21 protein-coding genes are annotated in these 20,697 nt (G+C 59.0%); 19 read left to right on the forward strand and 2 right to left on the reverse strand.

Translation table 11 applies throughout. The annotated features are described in order from the left end of the window. Positions 1–132: 132 nt before the first annotated feature. Positions 133–3,408, reverse strand: a complete 3,276-nt coding sequence (gene rne, locus DU29_RS0122000) for a ribonuclease E (RefSeq protein WP_028623641.1) — start codon at positions 3,406–3,408, stop codon at positions 133–135. A gap of 701 nt (positions 3,409–4,109) precedes the next feature. Between rne and rluC the strand changes: the two genes are divergently transcribed. The 3 genes from rluC to DU29_RS0122015 are packed head-to-tail and all read left to right on the forward strand — an operon-like array spanning position 4,110 to position 6,735. Further along, positions 4,110–5,072 carry a 23S rRNA pseudouridine(955/2504/2580) synthase RluC gene (gene rluC, locus DU29_RS0122005; RefSeq protein ID WP_028623642.1) on the forward strand — a complete coding sequence of 321 codons (963 nt, stop codon included), beginning with the start codon at positions 4,110–4,112 and terminating at the stop codon, positions 5,070–5,072. Beyond that, complete coding sequence (locus DU29_RS0122010; protein WP_028623643.1) at positions 5,059–5,724, forward strand: HAD-IA family hydrolase; 666 nt, start codon at positions 5,059–5,061, stop codon at positions 5,722–5,724. Before rluC ends, DU29_RS0122010 begins: the two co-directional genes overlap by 14 nt. Before the next feature lie 21 nt (positions 5,725–5,745). Next, positions 5,746–6,735 carry a S49 family peptidase gene (locus DU29_RS0122015; protein ID WP_028623644.1) on the forward strand — a complete coding sequence of 330 codons (990 nt, stop codon included), beginning with the start codon at positions 5,746–5,748 and terminating at the stop codon, positions 6,733–6,735. 220 nt (positions 6,736–6,955) lie between these two features. Here DU29_RS0122015 and DU29_RS0122020 read toward each other — a convergent pair whose 3' ends face one another. Continuing rightward, on the reverse strand, positions 6,956–7,534 hold the full coding sequence (locus DU29_RS0122020; RefSeq protein WP_028623645.1) for a Maf family protein: 579 nt from the start codon (positions 7,532–7,534) through the stop codon (positions 6,956–6,958). A gap of 105 nt (positions 7,535–7,639) precedes the next feature. Here DU29_RS0122020 and DU29_RS0122025 point away from each other — a divergent pair, with 105 nt between their 5' ends. The 16 genes from DU29_RS0122025 to DU29_RS0122100 all read left to right on the forward strand — a co-directional run. Continuing rightward, positions 7,640–8,167, forward strand: a complete 528-nt coding sequence (locus tag DU29_RS0122025) for a YceD family protein (RefSeq protein WP_004371317.1) — start codon at positions 7,640–7,642, stop codon at positions 8,165–8,167. 13 nt (positions 8,168–8,180) lie between these two features. Then, on the forward strand, positions 8,181–8,363 hold the full coding sequence (rpmF, locus tag DU29_RS0122030; protein WP_008152339.1) for a 50S ribosomal protein L32: 183 nt from the start codon (positions 8,181–8,183) through the stop codon (positions 8,361–8,363). A gap of 4 nt (positions 8,364–8,367) precedes the next feature. After that, entirely contained in the window at positions 8,368–9,378 is a 1,011-nt protein-coding gene (gene plsX / locus DU29_RS0122035; protein WP_028623646.1) for a phosphate acyltransferase PlsX, read from the forward strand. Positions 9,379–9,504: 126 nt separating this feature from the next. After that, entirely contained in the window at positions 9,505–10,443 is a 939-nt protein-coding gene (gene fabD, locus DU29_RS0122040) for an ACP S-malonyltransferase (protein WP_028623647.1), read from the forward strand. A 16-nt stretch (positions 10,444–10,459) separates the two neighbouring features. Further along, the gene (gene fabG / locus DU29_RS0122045; protein ID WP_028623648.1) at positions 10,460–11,203 is read left to right on the forward strand and encodes a 3-oxoacyl-ACP reductase FabG; all 744 of its coding nucleotides are present in this window, start codon (positions 10,460–10,462) and stop codon (positions 11,201–11,203) included. 191 nt (positions 11,204–11,394) lie between these two features. Beyond that, the gene (gene acpP, locus DU29_RS0122050) at positions 11,395–11,631 is read left to right on the forward strand and encodes an acyl carrier protein (RefSeq protein WP_003175607.1); all 237 of its coding nucleotides are present in this window, start codon (positions 11,395–11,397) and stop codon (positions 11,629–11,631) included. 108 nt (positions 11,632–11,739) lie between these two features. Then, on the forward strand, positions 11,740–12,984 hold the full coding sequence (gene fabF, locus DU29_RS0122055) for a beta-ketoacyl-ACP synthase II (protein WP_028623649.1): 1,245 nt from the start codon (positions 11,740–11,742) through the stop codon (positions 12,982–12,984). Then, positions 12,984–13,799, forward strand: a complete 816-nt coding sequence (gene pabC, locus DU29_RS0122060) for an aminodeoxychorismate lyase (RefSeq protein WP_028623650.1) — start codon at positions 12,984–12,986, stop codon at positions 13,797–13,799. The genes fabF and pabC overlap by 1 nt, the downstream gene beginning before the upstream one ends. A gap of 3 nt (positions 13,800–13,802) precedes the next feature. Then, positions 13,803–14,993, forward strand: coding sequence for an endolytic transglycosylase MltG (mltG, locus tag DU29_RS0122065; protein WP_028623651.1), 1,191 nt, complete (start codon positions 13,803–13,805; stop codon positions 14,991–14,993). A gap of 19 nt (positions 14,994–15,012) precedes the next feature. Then, positions 15,013–15,645: a dTMP kinase gene (tmk, locus tag DU29_RS0122070; protein ID WP_028623652.1), complete on the forward strand. Its 633-nt coding sequence runs from the start codon at positions 15,013–15,015 to the stop codon at positions 15,643–15,645. Continuing rightward, positions 15,638–16,624 carry a DNA polymerase III subunit delta' gene (locus DU29_RS0122075; RefSeq protein WP_028623653.1) on the forward strand — a complete coding sequence of 329 codons (987 nt, stop codon included), beginning with the start codon at positions 15,638–15,640 and terminating at the stop codon, positions 16,622–16,624. Before tmk ends, DU29_RS0122075 begins: the two co-directional genes overlap by 8 nt. Before the next feature lie 32 nt (positions 16,625–16,656). Further along, positions 16,657–17,013 (forward strand): PilZ domain-containing protein, encoded by a 357-nt coding sequence (locus DU29_RS0122080; RefSeq protein WP_028623654.1) that lies wholly within the window; start codon positions 16,657–16,659, stop codon positions 17,011–17,013. A 14-nt stretch (positions 17,014–17,027) separates the two neighbouring features. Further along, on the forward strand, positions 17,028–17,819 hold the full coding sequence (locus tag DU29_RS0122085; RefSeq protein ID WP_028623655.1) for a TatD family hydrolase: 792 nt from the start codon (positions 17,028–17,030) through the stop codon (positions 17,817–17,819). Between the two features lie 395 nt (positions 17,820–18,214). Then, a complete protein-coding gene (locus DU29_RS0122090; protein ID WP_008031613.1) occupies positions 18,215–18,853 on the forward strand; it encodes a TetR/AcrR family transcriptional regulator in 639 nt (212 codons plus the stop codon). Between the two features lie 137 nt (positions 18,854–18,990). Next, positions 18,991–19,959, forward strand: coding sequence for a GTP 3',8-cyclase MoaA (locus tag DU29_RS0122095; protein WP_028623656.1), 969 nt, complete (start codon positions 18,991–18,993; stop codon positions 19,957–19,959). A gap of 172 nt (positions 19,960–20,131) precedes the next feature. Beyond that, positions 20,132–20,697 (forward strand): DUF4823 domain-containing protein (locus DU29_RS0122100; RefSeq protein ID WP_028623657.1); only part of this gene is annotated, 566 nt, incomplete at its 3' end.

Raw genomic sequence — 20,697 nt, forward strand, 5'->3', positions numbered from 1 at the left:
TCAGCTTGCATCAATGTTGGATGTTAAACTGCAATCGCGAGCAGGCTCGCTCCCACAGGGGGCAGCGTATTCGCAGACATAAAAAAGCCCCGCCTGGGCTAACCAGGCGGGGCTTTTTAGTGGCCGATGGAATCAGACGAGGGGTTTAGGCTCGTGCTCTTTATCCAGGGCTTGTTCGTGTTGCGCTACTGCGTCCTGAACGGAGCGCGGTGCTTCGTCGATCGCGGACTCAACCGGCTCGGCGGCAGCTTCGGTAGTCGGGGCAGGAGCAGCCTCGACAACTTCAGCAACCACCGCGGCAGGTTCGGCAGCGACAGGCGCTTCAGCCGGAGCAGCAGCGGCAGCCAGTTCGGCTTCCTTCTGCAGACGCTCTTCTTCACGCTTGCGGCGTTTCACTTCACGCGGGTCGTTCGGTGCGCGACCGCTCGGCGTCAAAGCGCTAACCGGAGCTGCTTCGACGGTCGGTGCGACCACTTCTGCAACCACCGGTGCCGGCGATTCAACTGCCGGAGCAGCTTCAACTACCGGTGTAGCTTCAACGACTTGCGCTGGCTCAGCGGCAGCTACAACGGGCTCGGAAACCATTGCTTCAGGCGTCTCGCGCTCAGCGACTGGCGCTGGGGCTGGCGTTTCTGCAACAGCTGGCTCGGCGACCCAGTTGAACGCGGTTTGCTCTTCGCGAACTTCACGAACCGTTTCAGACACTGATTCAACAACCGGCTCGGCGGCAACCGCAGGCTCGGCAACGACAGCAGGCTCAGTGGCCACTTCGAATCGAGGCTGTGGCGGGCGAACCGGTGCCACTTCGATTTCTGGGGCCGCAGTTGTTTCCACTGGCGTGGTTGCTTCAACCGCCGGCGCTTCAGCCGGAGCAGTTTCCAGTGTGGCGGCCGTGGCACGTTCAGCTTGCTCGTTGGCCTGTGCTTCGGCCGGAGCGCTGATCACGGTGCTGGCAACGGCAGCGGTAACTGCCAGACCTGCAGCCAGATCGGCGGCGCTTGGTGCTTCACGGTTTTCGTCGCTTTCGCCTTCACCTTCGCCGGATTCAGATTCTTCCGAACCTTCAATGACATTGCCATTGGCATCACGCTGACGCTCGCGACGGTTGCTGCGACGACGCTGGCCACGGGAGCGGCGGCGCGGACGATCGCCTTCGGCGCCTTCCTGACCGTCTTCCGGCAGTTGCTCTTCGTTACCGGTCAGTTCTTCTTCAGCAACTTCGGCAGCGGCTTGCTCGGCGCGCGGTTGACGCTCCTCACGCGGTGGGCGTGGCGCACGTTCTTCACGAGGCTGACGCGCCGGACGCTCTTCAGCATTGGCGGCGACGACCGGTGCAGCGGCATCCAGAGGTTCACGCAGTTCACGCACGCGCTCTTCACGTTCGCCACGTGGCTTGCGATCTTCACGCGGTGCGCGAGGTGCACGTTCTTCACGAGGCGCGCGCGGTGCACGCTCTTCACGCGGAGCGCGCTCTTCGCGAGCGACGGCTGGCGTTTCTTCACGGGCTTCACGTGGCTCACGCGGAGCACGCTCTTCACGTGGTGCACGTTCTTCGCGAGGCTTGCGTTCTTCATCGCGGCGACCGTTACGGTTGCGGCTTTGTTGACGACCGTTGCGGCGCTCTTCGTTACGGGCCGGACGCTCGGTGGTCGCCGGTTTTTCAACCGCAACCGGAGCAGCAGGCTCTTCCTTGGTGGCAAACAAACCGACCAGAGACTTCACCAGGCCTTTGAACAGGCTTGGCTCAGGCACGACGGCCGGAGCGGCAACAGGTGCAGCGACGACTTCGGTCGGAACCGGAGCGTTGGCGCGGGCCGGAGCAGTCTTGACCGCGGCTTCCTGGCGAACCAGGGTGCGGGTCGCGGCAGCTGGCTGAACTTCTTCGACTTCGGCAGCGGCGGCAGCGATTTCGTAGCTGGTCTGATTGATGCCGGCTTCCGGGCTGTCATCACGCAGACGCTGAACTTCGAAGTGCGGCGTTTCGAGGTGATCGTTCGGCAGGATGACGATGCGCGCACGCGTGCGCAGTTCGATCTTGGTGATCGAGTTGCGTTTTTCGTTGAGCAGGAAAGCAGCCACCGGAATCGGCACTTGCGCGCGGACTTCAGCGGTACGGTCTTTCAGGGCTTCTTCTTCGATCAGACGCAGGATTGCCAGCGACAGCGATTCGACGTCACGGATGATGCCGGTGCCATTGCAACGCGGGCAGACGATGCCGCTGCTCTCGCCCAGCGATGGACGCAGGCGCTGACGGGACATTTCCAGCAGGCCGAAGCGCGAGATGCGACCGACTTGCACACGAGCGCGGTCAGCTTCCAGGCATTCGCGGACTTTCTCTTCCACGGCGCGCTGGTTTTTGGCAGGGGTCATGTCGATGAAGTCGATGACAATCAGGCCGCCGATGTCGCGCAAACGCAACTGACGGGCGATTTCTTCGGCGGCTTCAAGGTTGGTCTGCAGCGCGGTTTCTTCGATGTCGCTGCCTTTGGTGGCGCGCGCCGAGTTGATGTCGATGGACACCAGGGCTTCGGTCGGATCGATGACGATGGAGCCGCCGGAAGGCAGTTCAACGACGCGCTGGAAAGCGGTCTCGATCTGGCTTTCGATCTGGAAGCGGTTGAACAGCGGAACGCTGTCTTCGTACAGCTTGATCTTGCTGGCGTACTGCGGCATCACCTGGCGAATGAAGGTCAGGGCTTCGTCCTGGGCTTCGACGCTGTCGATCAGCACTTCGCCGATGTCCTGGCGCAGGTAATCGCGGATGGCGCGGATGATCACGTTGCTTTCCTGATAGATCAGGAAAGGCGCGGAACGATCCAGCGAGGCTTCTTTGATGGCGGTCCAGAGTTGCAGCAGGTAATCGAGGTCCCACTGCATTTCTTCGCTGCTGCGACCGAGGCCGGCAGTGCGCACGATCAGACCCATGTCGGCCGGGGCAACCAGACCGTTCAGGGCTTCACGCAGTTCGTTGCGCTCTTCACCTTCGATGCGACGGGAGATGCCGCCGGCACGCGGGTTGTTCGGCATCAGCACGAGATAACGACCGGCCAGGCTGATGAAGGTGGTCAGGGCAGCGCCCTTGTTGCCACGTTCTTCTTTTTCGACTTGAACGATGACTTCCTGGCCTTCGCTCAGAACGTCCTTGATGTTGACGCGGCCTTCGGGGGCTTTCTTGAAGTATTCGCGGGAGATTTCTTTAAGGGGCAGGAAGCCGTGGCGCTCGGAGCCGAAATCGACAAAGGCAGCCTCAAGGCTTGGTTCGATGCGAGTAATCCGGCCTTTATAGATGTTGGCCTTCTTCTGCTCGCGTGCACCGGATTCGATGTCCAGGTCGTATAGGCGTTGGCCATCTACCAGTGCAACACGCAACTCTTCGGGTTGAGTTGCGTTAATCAGCATTCTTTTCATGTAGTACCGTCGGTTTCCGGGCTGCCGGAAACGGCGTTCGGCACACACGACTTCTCACGGTCGGTGTCAGGTGCGTCGGGAGTGGTTGGCCATTCCCGTGTCCAGCGAAGTCCGGCCAATGTGGGCCTTCATCGCGACGTACGCGTCCTGCTTGCTGTGGCTACTTAAGCACTCAGTCAGGAGGAGGAATCAACCGGCGGCTGTGGACGAGATGAAGCGTCTTGATAAAGCCTAATGCTACACAGTCCAGCGGTTGTGCATCTCCACCCTACACGTATCCCTGATAATTCGGGTGCTGCCGCGCGCAGAATCCGCAGCGGGTTGGCATTTACCGTGAGCTCCGAAAGGGGAGGTCACGCATCATGGCTAATTTAGGCGTTGTTTCCGAAGCGTTCGCTCGAGGTCATTCGCAGCTGACTGCACTTTGTGAACTGGCCGTGAATATTGGCTCGCCAAGCGAGTGAAAACTCTGCTTTGCGGCGTGATTCAGGCCTCATGTCACCTGCGCTCGTTACACCTGCAAACTCCACCGTTACGTAGCGAAAGCCCCGTAGGACGGCCTCGCGTCCTGGTGAATTGCTTTGGTCAGGGCCGGTTTTTAACCGTTGGTCCGCTGTCCAGGCCGCTTTTGGCGGCGTTCGCGACTATAGCAGTAATGATTAAGTGCTTCAATTCCATAAAAAATTGATATCATCCGCGACATGACGACTACTGCCCCCTCGACCCCCAGCGTACAACTGCTTGAGGTCTCGCCGGAATATGCCGGCCAACGTATTGACAACTTCCTCCTCGCTCGGCTCAAAGGCGTGCCCAAGACCCTGATTTACCGCATTTTGCGCAAAGGCGAAGTGCGAGTGAACAAAGGTCGGATCAAGCCCGAATACAAGCTGCAGGCGGGCGATATCGTGCGCGTGCCGCCTGTTCGCGTGCCCGAGCGTGACGAACCGGTGCCATTGGCGCAAGGTCTGTTGCAGCGCCTTGAAGCGTCGATCATCTTCGAAGACAAGGCCCTGATCGTAATCAACAAGCCTGCCGGCATCGCGGTTCACGGCGGCAGCGGCTTGACCTATGGCGTAATTGAAGCCTTTCGTCAGTTGCGCCCCGATGCCAAGGAGCTGGAGCTGGTGCATCGTCTGGACCGTGACACGTCAGGTCTGCTGATGATCGCCAAGAAGCGCAGCATGCTGCGTCACTTGCACGCTGCCCTGCGCGGTGATGGCGTCGACAAGCGCTATATGGCACTGGTTCGGGGCAACTGGGCGACCTCGATCAAGCAGGTCCGTGCGTCGTTGGGCAAGAGCAATCTGCGATCCGGCGAGCGCATGGTCGAAGTCGACGAGGAGGAGGGCAAGGAGTCGGTCACTGTGTTCAAAGTGCTCCGTCGTTTCGGCGATTTTGCCACCATGATCGAAGCGAAACCAATCACTGGTCGCACCCACCAGATTCGTGTGCACACCTTGCATGCCGGGCATTGCATCGCCGGTGACACCAAGTACGGTGACGAAGGTTTCAGCAAGGAAATTCGCGACCTGGGCGGCAAGCGCCTGTTCCTGCACGCCTACATGCTGACCGTGCCACTGCCGGACGGTGGCGAGTTGAAGTTGCAGGCACCGGTCGACGAAATGTGGGCCAAGACCGTGGAGCGCCTGAGTGCACCCATCTGATTACAAATTGCTGATCTTCGATTGGGACGGCACGCTCGCTGACTCCATCGGCCGTATTGTCGAATCGATGCACGTCGCATCCGAGCGCTCGGGTTTTCAGTTGCGCGATGATTTCGCCGTGAAAGGCATTATCGGCCTGGGATTGCCCGAAGCGATACGTACGCTGTACCCGGAGATCGACGATGACCAGCTGATTGTTTTTCGTCAGCATTACGCCGATCACTACATCGCCTCCGAAGCGGTGCCGTCACCTTTGTTTGATGGCGTGGTGGAGTCTATGGAAGCGTTTCGCGCCGACGGCTACAACTTGGCGGTCGCCACCGGTAAGGCGCGGCGAGGACTGGATCGCGTGTTGAAGTCGCATGGCTGGGAAGAATATTTCGATATCACCCGCGCCGCCGATGAAACTGCGAGCAAGCCCCATCCTCTTATGCTGGAGCAGATTATTGCGCATTGCGGCGTCCGTCCGGAGCAGGCGCTGATGGTGGGTGATTCGTCCTTTGATCTGCAGATGGCGCGTAACGCCGGCGTGGACTCGGTGGCGGTCAGCTACGGCGCTCAGTCGATCGATGCCTTGAAGTTGTTCGAGCCGCGACTCGCTATCGACCGTTTTTCAGAATTGCACGCCTGGCTGAGTCAGCGGGCTTCATAGATTTTTGCTGGGGTACATGGCATGACCGACGAATGGAAGGCGCCCGCCAAGGCGAGCGCAGAGAGCGGTGACGAGAAGAGCTGGAAGCTGCTGGAGAAGACGCTTTTGGCCGGCGTACAAGAGCAGCGCCGATCGCGTCGCTGGGGGATTTTCTTCAAGCTGCTGACGTTTGTGTACCTGATCGGTGCACTGCTGCTGTTCACGCCGCTGATGGACATGGAAAAAGCCGCCAGTCGCAGCGCCAACTACACCGCGCTGATCGACGTGACCGGTGTGATCGCCGACAAGGAGCCGGCCAGTGCTGACAATATTGTCGGCAGCCTGCGCGCGGCTTTCGAGGACGAGAAAGTCAAAGGTGTCATTCTGCGCATCAACAGCCCGGGCGGCAGCCCTGTGCAGTCTGGTTACGTCTATGACGAGATTCGTCGCCTGCGCGGGCTGCATCCAGATACAAAGTTGTATGCGGTGATCTCCGATCTCGGTGCGTCCGGCGCTTACTACATCGCCAGTGCGGCTGATCAGATCTACGCCGACAAGGCGAGTCTGGTGGGTTCGATCGGCGTGACGGCAGCCGGCTACGGTTTTGTGGGGACCATGGAGAAACTGGGCGTGGAGCGCCGGACCTACACATCGGGCGAGCACAAATCGTTCCTGGACCCGTTCCAACCGCAGAAGCCCGAAGAGACCCGGTTCTGGCAGGGCGTGCTGGATACGACCCATCAACAGTTCATCAGCAGCGTCAAGAAAGGTCGCGGGGATCGTTTGAAGGACAAGGAACATCCTGAATTGTTTTCCGGTCTGGTCTGGTCGGGTGAGCAGGCTCTGCCGCTGGGGCTGATCGATGGTCTTGGTAATGCCAGTTCGGTTGCCCGTGATGTGATCGGCGAGAAGGAGCTGGTGGACTTCACCGTTCAGGAATCGCCGTTCGACCGCTTCTCGAAAAAGCTCGGCGCCAGCGTTGCCGAGCATCTGGCGATGTGGATGGGCTTCCAGGGGCCGTCGCTGCGTTGACCTCTTGAATGCGTCAAAAAAACCGGCCGCCATGGCCGGTTTCTTTGTTGCGCGCAAAACCTTGTAGCAGCTGGCGCAGCCTGCGTCCGAGTGCGCAGCGCTCGCCATAACCTCTGGTGCAACCTTTCAGATTAGCTGCCTTTGAATTCGCGAGCGCTTTGCACTCGGACGCAGGCTGCGCCAGCTGCTACGGGTTTGTGGCGTTATGGGATTTTGCTGCTTAAGGGATCTGCACGCCCTCAACCAGCAGCATATCAATCAGCCGAATCAGCGGCAGGCCGATCAGGCTTGTGGCATCAGGTCCTTCAGTGCTTCGAAACAGGCTCACCCCCAACCCTTCGGCCTTGAAGCTGCCAGCGCAGTCGTAGGGCTCTTCGGCGCGCAGGTATCGTTCTATGCGATCAGCGTCCAGGGTGCGCATGTGTACGGTGAACGGTACGCAGTCGACCTGGCACGCGCCGGTCTCGCTGTTGAGCAGGGCCAGCCCGGTGAGAAAAGTCACGCTGGCGCCGCTTGAGGCGAGTAATTGTTCGCGGGCCTTTTCGAATGTATGGGGTTTGCCGATAATTCGCTCGCCGAGTACCGCGACCTGATCGGAACCTATGATCAGATGTGCGGCGTGACTGCCCGAAAGAGCCTGGGCTTTTTCTCGGGCCAGGCGCTTCACCAGCTCGATTGCGGACTCGTGCGGACGGTGACTTTCATCGATGTCCGGCGAACTGCAGATGAACGGCAGCCGCAGGCGGGCCAGCAGTTCCCGGCGATAGGGCGAGCTGGAAGCGAGTAATAAAGGCAGCATGCGCATCTCCAAAGGTCAGGGGCGAATTCTAGCGAGGCTTCCAAGTGACGGACAGGGCGCAATTTCCTTTGACATGGCTGGGTGCATCCCTATAATGCTGCGCCTATGTTGAATGACCCGATTCCACCTCACGTTGACCCGCGCAAATTGGCTGACCGTGGCACCACCCTTCAAGGTGAACTGCTGCTGGCCGATTTGGAGAGACTCTGCGACCCGCTTTCCGACACTGTCGGTACGGTGCAGGCCAAATTTGTTTTTGAACGAGATGAACGTAAATCTGTGGTCATTCACAGCTTTATCGACACCGAAGTCAAAATGGTTTGCCAGCGTTGTCTTGAGCTGGTCACCCTGCCGATTCACAGCGAATGCAGTTACGCTGTGGTAAAGGAGGGTGCGAATACCCAGTCGTTGCCGAAAGGTTATGACGTGCTGGAACTGGGCGAAGATCCTTTGGATCTGCAGTCACTGATCGAGGAGGAGCTTTTGCTCGCCTTGCCCATTGTGCCTGCTCATCATCCGGAAGAATGCCAGCAGCCGGCGGGTCTCGATGAGCCCGAACCGAGCGAGGACGAGGTAACGCGGTCCAACCCGTTCAGTGTATTGGCGCAGTTAAAGCGTGACCCAAACGTTTAGGAGTTAATCAATTATGGCTGTTCAGCAGAACAAAAAATCCCGCTCTGCCCGTGACATGCGTCGTTCGCACGACGCCCTGACGGCAAGCACTCTGTCTGTAGAAAAAACCACCGGTGAAATTCACCTGCGTCACCACGTATCGCCAGAAGGCGTATACCGTGGCCGTAAAGTGATCGACAAGGGCGCTGACGAGTAATTTCTTGTCCGCTCAAGTCATCGCGATTGACGCAATGGGCGGGGACTTCGGTCCCCGCAGCATTGTTCAGGCCAGCCTTGCTTGCCTGTCAGCTACGCCCTCGCTGCACCTGACCCTCGTCGGTCAACCCTCCATACTTGAAGAATTGCTGTCCGGCCAGTCGGCTGTGGATCGCTCACGCCTGTCGATCGTGCCGGCTGCTGAAGTGATCACCATGGACGAAAAGCCTGCCCAGGCTTTACGCGGCAAGCCCGATTCGTCGATGCGTGTGGCCCTGGAATTGCTTCGCGATGGCAAAGTCCAGGCCTGCGTCAGTGCCGGCAATACCGGTGCGTTGATGGCGCTGTCGCGATTTGTGCTCAAGACCTTGCCGGGCATCGACCGGCCGGCCATGGTGGCGGCGATTCCGACCGAAAAGGGTTATTGCCAGTTGCTCGATCTGGGCGCCAACGTCGATTGCAGTGCCGAGCATCTGTTGCAGTTCGCGGTGATGGGCTCGGTCGCGGCAGAAACCTTGGGTATCAGTCGCCCACGGGTCGCCTTGCTGAACATCGGTACCGAAGACATCAAGGGCAATCAGCAGGTCAAGCTGGCGGCAACATTGCTGCAGGCTGCCCGGGGCATCAACTACATCGGTTTTGTCGAAGGTGACGGTCTGTATCGCGGCGAAGCTGATGTGGTGGTGTGTGACGGCTTTGTCGGCAATATCCTGCTCAAGTCCAGCGAAGGCCTGGCGACCATGATCGCCGGCCGCATCGAATCTCTATTCAAGAAGAATGTCGCCTCGCGCATGGTCGGAGCCTTGGCGTTGCCGCTGATGAAAAGACTGCAGGCTGACCTGGCGCCGGCCCGCCATAACGGTGCGAGTTTTCTGGGTTTGCAGGGAATTGTGGTGAAAAGCCACGGCTCGGCCGGCGTGCAAGGTTTCCAGAGTGCGATCTCGCGGGCCTTGATCGAGATTCAGGAGAACCTGCCCGAGCGAATTCACGGGCGTCTGGAGGAATTGTTGCTTTAGGCGTTTTCGTCGGACAATGCTTAAATGTGACCGCTTAATTCAATTGGCCATCCAACTGTCAGTTTTCTGCGCCCCCAATGGCGGGGCGTCTTTTCTCCGACGACAAGATCATTAGGGGCTCGTTAAATGTCTGCTTCCCTCGCATTTGTCTTTCCAGGACAGGGTTCGCAGTCCCTCGGCATGCTGGCCGAGCTGGGCGCGCAACATCCGGTGGTCCTCGAAACATTCAAAGAAGCTTCCGATGCACTCGGCTACGACCTGTGGGCGTTGACCCAGCAGGGGCCGGAAGAGCAACTCAATCAAACCGATAAAACCCAGCCGGCCATTCTGACCGCCTCGATCGCCTTGTGGCGTCTGTGGCTGACCGAAGGTGGCGCGCGCCCGGCCTACGTCGCCGGTCACAGCCTGGGTGAGTACAGTGCTCTGGTGGCTGCGGGCAGCCTGAGTCTTGGCGATGCCGTGAAGCTGGTAGAACGCCGTGGTCAGTTGATGCAGGAAGCCGTTCCGGCCGGGCAGGGCGGTATGGCGGCCATCCTCGGTCTGGAAGACGCCGACGTGCTGGCAGCCTGTGCCGAAGCGGCGCAAGGCGATGTGGTCAGTGCCGTTAACTTCAACTCGCCCGGCCAGGTCGTTATTGCTGGCGCCAGGGCTGCGGTCGAACGCGCCATCGAAGGCTGCAAGGCCCGTGGCGCCAAGCGTGCCATGCCGTTGCCGGTCAGCGTGCCTTCGCACTGCGAATTGATGCGTCCGGCTGCCGAACGTTTCGCTGAATCGATAGCTGCAATCAACTGGCAGGCGCCGCAGATTCCGCTGGTGCAGAATGTCAGCGCCGCGGTACCTGCCGATCTCGAAACCGTTAAGCGCGATCTCCTTGAGCAGCTCTACAAGCCTGTGCGTTGGGTCGAATCGGTCCAGGCACTGGCTGCCAAGGGCGCGACCCAACTGGTCGAATGTGGCCCGGGCAAAGTGCTTGCCGGTCTGAACAAGCGCTGCGCCGAAGGCGTGTCGACTTCCAACCTCAATACCCCAGACGCTTTCGCTGCCGCTCGTGCAGCGCTGGCCTGAATCAGGAGAAACTTGCATGAGTCTGCAAGGTAAAGTTGCATTGGTCACCGGCGCCAGCCGTGGCATCGGTCAGGCCATTGCCCTTGAACTGGGTCGTCAGGGCGCCATCGTTATCGGCACCGCGACCTCCGCCTCGGGCGCCGCCGCCATCGCAGCGACCCTGAAGGAAAACGGAATCCAGGGCACTGGCCTGGAGCTCAATGTTACCAGCGATGAATCCGTCGCTGCCGTACTGGCGAGCATCCAAGAGCAGTTCGGGGCGCCGGCGATTCTGGTCAATAATGCCGGCATCACCCGCGATAATCTGATGATGCGCATGAAAGACGACGAATGGCATGATGTCGTCGATACCAATCTGAACAGTCTGTTCCGCTTGTCCAAAGGCGTTTTGCGTGGCATGACCAAAGCCCGTTGGGGACGAATTATCAGTATTGGGTCGGTTGTGGGTGCCATGGGCAACGCAGGCCAAGTAAACTACGCTGCCGCCAAAGCCGGTCTGGAAGGTTTCAGTCGTGCTCTGGCGAGAGAAGTCGGTTCGCGTTCGATTACGGTAAACTCGGTGGCCCCGGGTTTCATCGACACCGATATGACCCGCGAACTGCCCGAGGCGCAGCGTGAAGCCTTGCAGACGCAGATTCCGCTGGGCCGTCTGGGGCAAGCTCAAGAGATCGCGTCTGTGGTCGCTTTTCTTGCGTCCGACGGTGCGGCTTACGTTACTGGGGCTACAATCCCGGTGAACGGCGGGATGTACATGAGTTAAATGTGACGGATTGCTTCAAAAAAATGTCATACGAGCTGTCTAAAATCCGTTATAAAGCTGCAATCTATTTATAGGCAGAGGGCTGCAGGGTTTGAGGAGTGAAGCTTTCAGTTGAAAAACCGAAAAGGCTTTCTATACACTTACCCACTGGCCAGCTGCCTGAATTTGTCCATTAGGAGTGAAAACAAGGTATGAGCACCATCGAAGAGCGCGTCAAGAAAATCGTTGCCGAGCAACTGGGCGTTAAAGAAGAAGAAGTGGTCAACACTGCTTCCTTCGTTGAAGACCTGGGTGCCGACTCCCTTGACACCGTTGAGCTGGTGATGGCTCTGGAAGAGGAATTCGAGACCGAAATCCCTGACGAAGAAGCTGAGAAGATCACTACTGTACAAGCTGCAATCGACTACGTTACCAGCCATCAGGCGTAATAGTTTGTAATCGTTGCTTGCTGTCATGGAAAAACCGCACTGCCATCATGGCGTGCGGTTTTTTCTTTAGGCCTCAGGCAAAGTCGTCATTTGAAAAAGGAGAGTGCTATGTCGCGTAGACGCGTCGTAGTCACCGGTATGGGTATGTTGTCGCCACTGGGCACGGATGTGCCAAGCAGTTGGCAGGGCATTCTGGCTGGCCGCAGTGGCATTGGTCTGATCGAACACACCGACCTTTCTGCCTATTCCACCCGTTTTGGCGGCTCGGTAAAGGGCTTCAATGTCGAGGAATACCTGTCGGTCAAGGAAGCACGCAAACTCGACCTGTTCATTCAGTACGGCCTCGCCGCAGGTTTTCAGGCGGTGCGTAACGCTGGTCTGGAAGTCACCGACGCCAACCGTGAGCGCATTGGCGTAGCCATGGGTTCGGGGATCGGCGGCCTGACCAACATCGAAGAAACCAGCCGTACCCTGCATGATTCCGGCCCACGACGGATTTCTCCGTTCTTCGTGCCTGGCTCGATCATCAATATGATTTCCGGGTTTCTGTCCATCCACCTGGGTGCACAGGGACCTAACTACGCGATCGCCACCGCGTGTACCACCGGCACGCACTGCATAGGTATGGCTGCCCGCAACATCATGTACGACGAAGCCGACGTGATGATCGCCGGCGGCGCCGAAATGGCCGCGTGCGGTCTGGGCATGGGCGGCTTTGGTGCCTCCCGCGCGCTGTCGACCCGCAACGACGAGCCGACCCGCGCCAGCCGTCCATGGGACAAGGGCCGTGACGGCTTCGTATTGTCCGACGGTGCCGGTGCGCTGGTCCTCGAAGAGCTGGAACACGCGAAAGCTCGCGGCGCGACCATCTACGCCGAGCTGATCGGTTTCGGCACCAGTGGCGATGCTTTCCACATGACGTCGCCGCCGGCTGACGGCGCAGGCGCTGCCCGTTGCATCACCAATGCCCTGCGCGATGCCAAAATCAACAGTGATCAGGTCCAGTACATCAACGCTCACGGCACCTCGACACCGGCCGGCGACCTCGCCGAAGCCTGCGCGATCAAATCCGTGTTTGGCGATCATGCCTACAAACTGGCGGTCAGCTCGACCAAGTCCATGACCGGTCACCTGCTTGGTGCGGCGGGCGCGGTCGAGGCGATTTTCAGCGTGCTGGCAATCAACAGTCAGGTTGCGCCACCGACCATCAACCTTGATGAGCCGGATGAAGGCTGCGATCTCGATTTCGTACCGCACACGGCGCGCAATATGGAAATCGACGTTGTGTTGTCCAACTCCTTCGGTTTTGGCGGTACCAACGGCTCGCTGGTGTTCCGCCGGTTCGCTGGCTGATGGAATGCTGGGTCGACGGTCAGCCGGCTGACGCTCTGTCGCTGAAGGATCGCGGCCTGGCCTATGGCGATGGTCTGTTCGAGACCATCGCCGTGCACAGCGGCAAACCGGTGCTGCTGGATCGGCATGTCGAGCGTCTGCTCAACGGTTGCCAGCGCCTGGCGATCAATCTTGACCATGCAACCATGGTTGCAGAACTGTCGGCTTACGCCCAAGGGCTGCACGATGGCGTGCTCAAGCTGATTGTTACCCGTGGTGATGGTCAGCGCGGCTATGCGCCGGCCCCAACGGCGCAGGCACGACGCATCCTGCAAGGCAATCCGGTTGCTGCTTATCCTGCCGCGAATGCGCAGCTTGGTGTGCGTTTGTTCCCCTGCGCTACACGCCTTTCCAGGCAGCCACTGCTCGCGGGACTCAAGCATCTGAATCGCCTCGAACAGGTTTTAGCGCGCGCTGAATGGCAGGACGCCGAGCATGCCGAAGGGCTGATGCTCGATATGGCCGGGCGTGTGATCGAAGGTGTTTTCAGCAATGTGTTCCTGATCCGCGATGGCGTCCTGATCACGCCCGATCTCAAACGCTGTGGTGTCGCCGGCGTGATGCGCGCCGAATTATTGTTTCAAGCCGAGTCATCTGGAATCCCCACACAAATCACCGATATCCCCCTGGAACAGCTGCAATGGGCTGATGAAGTGTTTGTGTGCAACAGCGTTTATGGCATTTGGCCGGTGCGCGCCTATGCAGCACTGAGCTGGCCGGTTGGCCCACTCACCCGTAAACTCCAAATCACTGCTCGTGCGCTACTGGATGCTTGATACGTGAGACGTAAATTCTTGCTGCTGCTGGAAACCGGATTGGTTCTGGCAGGGCTGTTGTTGGGCGCTTCCGCCTGGAAAATTCATTCGGCGCTGGAACAGCCGCTGAATGTTACTCAGGAAGAACTGCTGGAAGTGCCAAAAGGCACGACCCCGAACCGCACACTCATCCGACTTGAGGCCGACGGCCTCATCAAGGATTCGTTCTGGCTGCGCGTGTATTGGCGCTTCAATCTGGCCAAACAACCCTTGCACAGCGGTGAATACCGCATGCTGCCCGGCATGTCCGTCGATGATCTGATCGATGTGTGGAAGCGCGGTGAAATGGTTCAGTACAGCGTGACCCTGGTTGAAGGCTGGAATTTCCATCAGGTGCGTGCTGCTTTGGCCAAAGAGGCAAAAATCGAGCAGACCCTCAGTGGCCTCAGCGATAGTCAGGTCATGGAGAAACTCGGGCACAACGGGATTTTCCCGGAAGGCCGTTTCTTCCCCGATACCTACCGTTTCGTGCGCGGCATGACGGATGTCGAGCTGCTCAAGAAGGCCTATGATCGCCTCGATGAGGTGCTTGCCAAAGAGTGGGCGCAACGCGCAGCGGATGTGCCGTATACCGAGCCCTATCAGGCGCTGATCATGGCTTCGCTGGTAGAAAAGGAAACCGGTGTGCCGCAGGAGCGTGGGCAGATCGCCGGCGTGTTCGTGCGTCGCATGGAGATGGGCATGTTGTTGCAGACCGATCCGACCGTGATCTACGGCCTCGGTGATCGCTACAATGGCAAACTGACTCGCGCCCATTTGAAGGAAGCGACGCCTTACAATACCTATGTGATTTCCGGTCTGCCGCCGACACCGATTGCAATGGTCGGCCGCGAGGCGATCCACGCGGCACTGAATCCGGTGGCTGGCAACAGTCTGTATTTTGTTGCCCGCGGAGATGGCAGCCATGTCTTCTCCAATGATCTTGACGCCCATAACAACGCGGTGCGCGAGTACCAGCTCAAACGCCGCGCTGACTATCGCTCCAGCCCGGCACCGCAAGCGCCGGGAGCACAGCCTGCAGCGGATGACGAAGAACCGGTTCCGGCAGCGTCGCCCAATCCCGAGTCCGAGGCTTCGCCGCAACTGCCGGCGCCCGTCGCCGAGCCTGATTCAGCAGCCGGGCCGGACACTTCCGCGCCGCAACGCGCGCAATAAATCTGATTAAGGACTGCCTGTGACTGGCCTGTTTATAACCCTGGAAGGTCCCGAAGGTGCGGGCAAGAGCACCAACCGCGAATACCTCGCAGAGTGTCTGCGCGCCGCCGGTATCGAGGTTGTGCTGACCCGTGAGCCGGGCGGTACGCCGTTGGCCGAGCGGATTCGCGAGGTGCTGCTGGCCCCCGTTGACGAAGCCATGAACCCCGACACCGAGCTGCTATTGGTATTTGCCGCTCGCGCGCAGCATCTGGCCGAGGTGATTCGCCCGGCGCTGGCCCGTGGTGCAGTGGTGTTGTGTGACCGTTTTACCGATTCGACTTACGCCTATCAGGGCGGCGGTCGCGGTTTGTCGCTGGAGCGTATCGCCGCACTGGAGGCGTTTGTCCAAGGCGATCTGCGCCCGGATCTCATCCTGATTTTCGATCTGCCTGTAGAAACGGGCCTCGCCCGCGCCAGCGCTCGTGGTCGCCTGGACCGTTTCGAACTCGAAGGCCGGGCGTTTTTCGATGCGGTGCGCAATGCGTTTCTAAAGCGTGCTGAAGCGGACCCGGCGCGCTATGTGATGGTCGACGCCGCTCAGCCATTGACGCAGGTTCAGCGATCGCTCGATGCCTTGCTTCCGCGCTTGCTGGAGTTGGCCCGTGGCTGAAGCCTACCCCTGGCAGGACGATCTCTGGCGGCAATTTGCCGGGCGCAAGCAGCATGCCCACGCCTATCTGCTGCACGGTCCGGCCGGGATCGGCAAGCGCGCCTTGGCGGAACGCTTGATGGCCAGTCTGTTGTGCCAGCGTCCGACGGCGCAGGATGCGTGTGGCGAGTGCAAATCCTGCCTGCTTCTGAGGGCGGGTAGCCATCCCGACAATTACGTTCTGGAACCGGAAGAAGCCGACAAGGCGATCAAAGTCGATCAGGTTCGCGATCTGGTGGGTTTCGTCGTGCAAACCGCGCAGATGGGCGGGCGCAAAGTGGTGTTGATCGAGCCGGTCGAGTCGATGAACGTCAACGCCGCCAACGCGCTGCTGAAAAGCCTCGAAGAGCCGTCCGGTGACACCGTGTTGTTGCTGGTCAGCCACCAGACTAGTCGATTGCTGCCGACCATCAAGAGCCGCTGTGTGCAGCAGGCGTGTCCGTTGCCCAGCGAAGCCATGAGCCTTGCCTGGCTGGCCAAAGCCCTGCCGGACTGTTCTGACGATGAGCGCGTCGAGCTGCTCACCCTGGCTGCCGGTTCGCCGCTCGCCGCCGTCAATCTGCAGAACCAGGGCGTGCGCGAGCAGCGAGCGCTGGTGGTCGACGGCGTGAAAAAATTACTCAAGCAACAACAATCGCCGACGCAATTGGCCGAAGGCTGGAATGCGATTCCGCTGTTATTGCTGTTCGACTGGTTCTGCGACTGGTCGAGCCTGATCCTGCGTTATCAACTGACCCAGGATGAAGACGGGCTCGGGTTGGCCGATATGCGCAAAGTGATTCAGTATCTGGCGCAGAAGTCCGGGCAGGACAAGGTTCTGAACATTCAGGACTGGATCCTCGCCCAGCGTCAGAAAGTCATGAGCAAGGCCAATCTCAACCGGGTATTGTTGCTGGAAGCGTTGTTGGTGCAATGGGTGTCCCTGCCCGGCCAGAAGTGACTAGACTTTGAGCATCCGCAGTGGAGGTCAGCATGAATGAAGTCATCAATCAGGGGCCGCGCAATGGCATTTTGTCCCTGACCATCAAGGACAAGTCCGTGCTTTTCGCAGCCTACATGCCGTTTATCAAGAATGGTGGCCTGTTTATCCCGACCAACAAAAGTTACAAGTTGGGCGATGAGGTATTCATGTTGCTGAACCTCATGGACGAGGCGGAAAAGATTCCTGTCGCTGGCAAGGTCACCTGGATCACCCCCAAAGGTGCGCAGGGTAACCGGGCTGCCGGCGTTGGCGTGCAGTTCAACGATGGGGACAATACCGCGCGCAGTCGCATCGAAACCCATCTGGCCGGAGCGCTGAACTCCGACCGTCCCACTCATACGATGTAAGTTGCCGCCTTCCTATGCTTGTAGATTCCCATTGTCACCTCGATCGCCTCGACCTCGCCGCCCATGACGGTTCGCTGGATGCCGCACTTGATGCCGCCCGGGCGCGAGGGGTAGGGCACTTTTTATGTATCGGTGTCAGCGTCGACAATGCGGCCGACGTCAAGGCGTTGGCTGAGCGTTATGAAGATGTCGACTGTTCTGTTGGCGTGCATCCGCTGGATGTCCAACCCGGTGCTGCGCCCGCACTCGACTGGCTGCTGCGTGAACTCGATCATCCTCGCGTAGTAGCCATTGGTGAAACCGGCCTCGATTACCACTACGAGCCCGAAGCGGCAGATTTGCAGCAGCAATCGTTTCGCCTGCACCTTCAAGCGGCACAGCAAACCGCCAAGCCGGTGATCATCCACACGCGCGGTGCGCGGGCTGACACCCTTAATCTGTTGCGTGAGGCGGCATTGCCGCAGGCCGGCGTGCTGCATTGCTTCACTGAAGACTGGGACATGGCCAAGGCGGCTCTGGACATGGGCTATTACATTTCTCTGTCCGGAATTGTCACCTTCCGCAATGCGGATGCTCTGCGCGATGTGGCGAGCAAGGTGCCTGCCGACCGCTTGCTGGTTGAAACCGATTCCCCATACCTGGCCCCTATCCCACATCGCGGCAAACCCAATCTGCCGCAGTATGTGCGCGAAGTGGCAGAGTTCCTGGCGATGCTGCGGGGCGAGTCTTTCGAGCGATTTGCGGAGCAGACCACTGAGAATTTCAAGCGGCTGTTTCCGTTGGCACATTTGAGAACATCGGCGTAACGTCGGCGAAAAGATCGCAGCCTTCGGCAGCTCCTACGGGGTTTTGTCCCTGAATCGCAGGCAAAAAAAACCCGGGTTCTGGGGGGTGAATCCGGGTTAAGACCATTAGGAGTAAAACAATGGTACGCGGTCCGTTGGCACCAATATCGTCGCGGCACTTGGGGGAGATGCCCCGCCGACATTTGAAGTATTGATCAGTATTGGGCGCAGTCCAGTTTAGCCGGTCGGCTTTTTAAACAATTTTGGAATACCTGCGCTTCGGAACTGTTCTCATCCACCCGCGACGTTGCCAGAAATGATCAAGAAACGCAGATATGGACGGATGATCCGTGCATTTTGGCGCAAGTTAGGCATAATACGCGGCTTCGAATTTTGACCCGATCAGACCTTTTCTTATGCATAAAGAACCTCGTAAGGTCCGTGAGTTTCGCCGCCGCGAGCAGGAAATTCTCGATACCGCGCTCAAGCTGTTCCTCGATCAAGGTGAAGACAGTGTCACCGTCGAGATGATTGCTGATGCCGTCGGTATCGGCAAAGGCACGATCTACAAGCACTTCAAATCCAAGGCCGAGATTTATCTGCGCCTTATGCTCGACTACGAGCGCGATTTGAATGAGCTGTTGCACTCGGCCGACGTCGACAAGGACAAGGAAGCATTGTCCCGGGCCTACTTCGAATTCCGCATGCGCGATCCGCAGCGCTACCGTTTGTTTGATCGCCTCGAAGAAAAGGTGGTCAAGGGCAATCAGGTGCCGGAGATGATTGAGGAACTGCACAAGATCCGCGCCTCTAACTTCGAACGCCTGACCCTTTTGATCAAAGGCCGGATCAGCGAAGGCAAGCTCGAAGACGTCCCGCCATATTTCCATTACTGCGCGTCCTGGGCGTTGGTACATGGCGCGGTCGCGCTGTATCACTCGCCATTCTGGAGCAATGTGCTGGAAGATCAGGAAGGGTTCTTCCAGTTTCTGATGGACATCGGTGTGCGCATGGGCAACAAGCGCAAGCGCGATACCGATACCCCGAGTAGCTGAGCCATTCAGTTTCCTTATTGCGCCATGATTTGCTACATGGCGCAGTACCGCAGGAATATACTCAGGCTTAGGGCTTGCTAAAACTTGATTTGTGAGTCAAGTTTTAACCGTTCGAATTCCTTTCGCCGGAGTGATCCATGATCGTTGACCGTCAAGGCAGGCGTTTTCGCAATCTGCGAATCAGCCTGACTTCAGCCTGCAACTATGCGTGTACCTACTGTGTGCCTAACGGCAAACGGCTGGTCGCTGCGCAGGATGAACTGTCGGCCGAGGCGATGGCTCGCGGCGTTGCCTACCTGATCGAGGCCGCTGGCATCGAACGGTTGCGCATCACGGGTGGCGAGCCGCTGGTGAGCCCCAAACTCGAAGCGTTCATGACAGCCGTCGGCAAGATGGGCCTGGAAGACATCAGCCTGACCACCAACGGACAATTGCTCGCAAAGAAGTTGCCGTTGCTGGTGGACGCCGGGATTCGTCGTATCAATGTTTCGCTCGACACCCTGGATGCCGGTGCATTTCGCAGCATTGCCCGCGGCGGCGATCTGGCCACGGTGCTCGACGGGATGGATCAGGCGAAAGCCGCGGGACTGAAAATCAAGGTCAACATGGTGCCTTTGCGTGGGCAGAACCTGGATCAGGTGATGCCTTTGCTCGATTATTGCTTGGAGCGCGGCTACGAGTTGCGCTTCATCGAGCTGATGCGCATGGGCCATCTCGCCAGTGATTCCAATGCATTCCTGCAGCAGTTTGTCAGCCTGCAGCAGTTGTTGAGCCTGATCGGCGATCATCACGAATACCTGCAAGCCGATGCGCCGGTCGACGCGACGGCGGTGCGCTACGAGATTCCTGGGCAGGGCTACTTCGGCGTGATCGCCAATGAAAGCGTGCCGTTCTGCCGGACGTGCTCGCGGCTACGGCTGTCGTCTACCGGCTGGTTGCATGGCTGCCTGTCGTCGAGCAATCGCCACTATGTCGGCGATCTACTCGACAAACCGCGTCACCAGGCCCTGCCGGCGCTGCAGCGTCTTTTGGTCAAAGCCTTGGGCGACAAACAGGAAGTGGCGTTTTCGGGCGGTGCCACCATCATGAAGATCATCGGCGGCTGACAGGGCCTCTTCGCGGGCAACCCTCGCTCCCACAGTTTTGCGCAAACCGAACTGTGGGAGCGAGCCTGCTCGCGAATGCGCTTTACGACGCGCAGATGTTTTCCGAGATGGCGCGGAAGCTGCATCCACTGGCCATTCGCCGGTTTTCCGTCACCGGCCTCTGGAGGGTAGGATGCGTAGCCTGGTTTTGCTGCTGGCCGTTTTGGCGCTTGGCGGCTGCATGAATGTCAGCGACATGGCCGAGGGGACTCGCTATCACATGAGCGATGCCGGCTTGCTCGATCACAGCGACAGCCGTCGCGTGAACAACTTGCGCATTCAGCCGGATTCGTTCGTTTACATCGCCCAAGGCGCTTTCGCGCCACCGGGCAGTCCTTATCCGCGACCTAACGTCATCGCCGAAGTCGCCTTCAATGGTTTCATCGAATATTTCCCGATGGTGCGCCGTGCTCGCGCTCCGGAAGGTCTCGACCAGGCCATGGGCGAAGCCCGTGCCCTCGGTGCGCATTACTTGCTCTATACGCGCTTTGCCAAGTCGGATGACCGGATCGGTAACACGGATGAATGGCTGGATCAGGAATACGTGGACCGGCTGGGCGTCGACACCGGCGTGATTCAAATCATGTTGATCGAGACCAGCACCCAGTATTTGATTGATACTGCACGGATCAAGAGTCGTGGCGGTTTACTGACGTTCCACGATGAGAAGCCTGAAGACCTGATGGGCCCGCCGCTGGA

Origin of the sequence: Pseudomonas sp. Ant30-3, from assembly GCF_000690905.1 — a bacterium.
Lineage (GTDB): Bacteria > Pseudomonadota > Gammaproteobacteria > Pseudomonadales > Pseudomonadaceae > Aquipseudomonas.